Below are 1,650 nucleotides of genomic sequence, written 5' to 3'. Positions count from 1 at the left end.
AAGCAGATGTTTAACGGGCAGTGGGAATCAAACGGGCCAAGTTGCTCATAGAACAGGCAAGAAGTTCAATAGGCCTAACGTCAGGAGTCACCTCCGCGCGTTACGAACTACAGCAGCTCCTTGAACAGCACGAACTGCTCTTTAGACAAATGTGGAAGGAATCAAGGTCTATATTGAGGGTTTAGTGAGCCAAATTCCAGGATCTAAAGAAATGAAGACCATACCAGGTGTCGGATGGGTAACCGTTGCTGGCTTTTTGGCGGAGGTTGGTGATCTAACCGGTTACGATCATCCTCAACAGATTATTAAGTTGGCAGGTTTAAATCTCAAGGAAAACAGTTCTGGTAAACACAAGGGGCAGAGCACCATCTCTAAACAGGCAAATCAATCCACTTAAGAAAAAACAATCACTGATTGCTTTATGTGGAAGACTCATACGAATACTCTTCACATTGGGAACAAAACGTATTTCTTACAATCCACAAAAGGTATTAAGCACAGTCCATTTAGAGCCAATTGCTGCTTAAAAAACGTGATCATTTAATTCTTAACACTTGTTCAAACTCATTCTTAGACTTGAGGATAAATGAAGCACGGAAGAGCTTGGGCAATTTATTCCATACGGGCATTTGACCCAGCATAGGAGCTTACCTAGCCTCCATCCCCTGATAGGTAGAACGAAGGAATGTAAGGGCCGGTAATACGGACCCCGTGAGACATGGGAGGGTAAACCACAGGGGCATTTATGGAGATCCGTTGTGCGATCATATTTTAAGATAATGGCACAAGCCTCTGCTGGAACACATCCCTATCATCCAAATAACTACATTCTTTCAAAGGTAATCCATCAGGACGATAGATCCAAATAGTGAAATATTAAGAATGAGCGAGATAACGTGAGATAATCTTAATTTGAAGAGGGAGGAGCATTTTTATGGCAACTGGAGTTATTAAAGCCGGTGCTTGTGGTTTTACTATTAATGTTAAAGCAGAGAGCGGTGATGGTCACAAAGTAAAACTTGAGATATCAAGTGACTGCCCGAATTACCAAAAAATAGCTGCAGAACTGGTTGATGCCTTTGAAGAGATTTTCAAGAAACTCCATATGGGAAAAGTATATGAAGCCTTTGCTAAGCATAGCCCGCATCCGAGTTGCCCAGGTGTTTCTGGAATTATGAAGTCGATTGAAGTTGCGGCAGGCTTGGCTTTGCCACAGAATGCAAGCATTAGCGTAACTAAGGAATAATTTTTTTGAATCGAAGGGATGTCGCAGAAGGCCACATGGATGATTAATAAGATCGTCTATGGGCCTTTTTTCTGTTGCTAACCTAATAATCAAGATCAGCAACCCGGACAAGGTGATCTTTGCCGACCCGGAAATCACCAAAGGGGAAGGGATTGGCTTTGATCCAGTGGCGTCCGTTATAAGATGGCGGCCACGCAGCCGCCGTTTCGAGGTTGTTCCGCCTAAACTTGGGGCGGATCAAATAGATCGTTAGTCGAGGTATCTATCACCCGGATATCCCGTTTTCCAACCAGTTCGCCGCCGGTCGTAATGAAGATATTTTTCGAAATAATCGTATCCATTACAGCTTCGGCTTCAGCCTTCGTCAGGTCTGCCCGCGGATTGGGCAGCGTGATTGAAAAGGT

The 1,650-nt window shown here is 43.9% G+C and carries 3 protein-coding genes; 2 read left to right on the top strand and 1 reads right to left on the bottom strand.

The features are described 5' to 3' along the window. The first annotated feature begins 184 nt into the window (after positions 1-184). Together M8E35_RS26205 and M8E35_RS26200 are read left to right on the top strand one after the other, a co-directional pair. On the top strand, positions 185-397 hold the full coding sequence (locus M8E35_RS26205) for a transposase (RefSeq protein WP_252473911.1): 213 nt from the start codon (positions 185-187) through the stop codon (positions 395-397). 537 nt (positions 398-934) lie between these two features. Continuing rightward, a complete protein-coding gene (locus M8E35_RS26200; protein ID WP_252473910.1) occupies positions 935-1,246 on the top strand; it encodes a DUF6951 family protein in 312 nt (103 codons plus the stop codon). Positions 1,247-1,467: 221 nt separating this feature from the next. Here M8E35_RS26200 and M8E35_RS26195 read toward each other — a convergent pair. Next, positions 1,468-1,650: DUF2922 domain-containing protein (locus tag M8E35_RS26195; RefSeq protein ID WP_252473909.1), on the bottom strand; the 183-nt coding region annotated here is incomplete at its 5' end.

This window comes from Desulfosporosinus nitroreducens (assembly GCF_023897015.1).
GTDB lineage: Bacteria > Bacillota > Desulfitobacteriia > Desulfitobacteriales > Desulfitobacteriaceae > Desulfosporosinus > Desulfosporosinus nitroreducens.
The sequence above is the reverse complement of the archived record's forward strand: the minus strand, read 5'-3'. Positions and strand labels throughout refer to the sequence as shown.

Excerpts from the sequence above, each read along its gene's own strand:
- M8E35_RS26200 (WP_252473910.1), top strand. The coding sequence starts at position 935 with ATGGCAACTGGAGTTATTAAAGCCGGTGCTTGTGGTTTTACTATTAAT.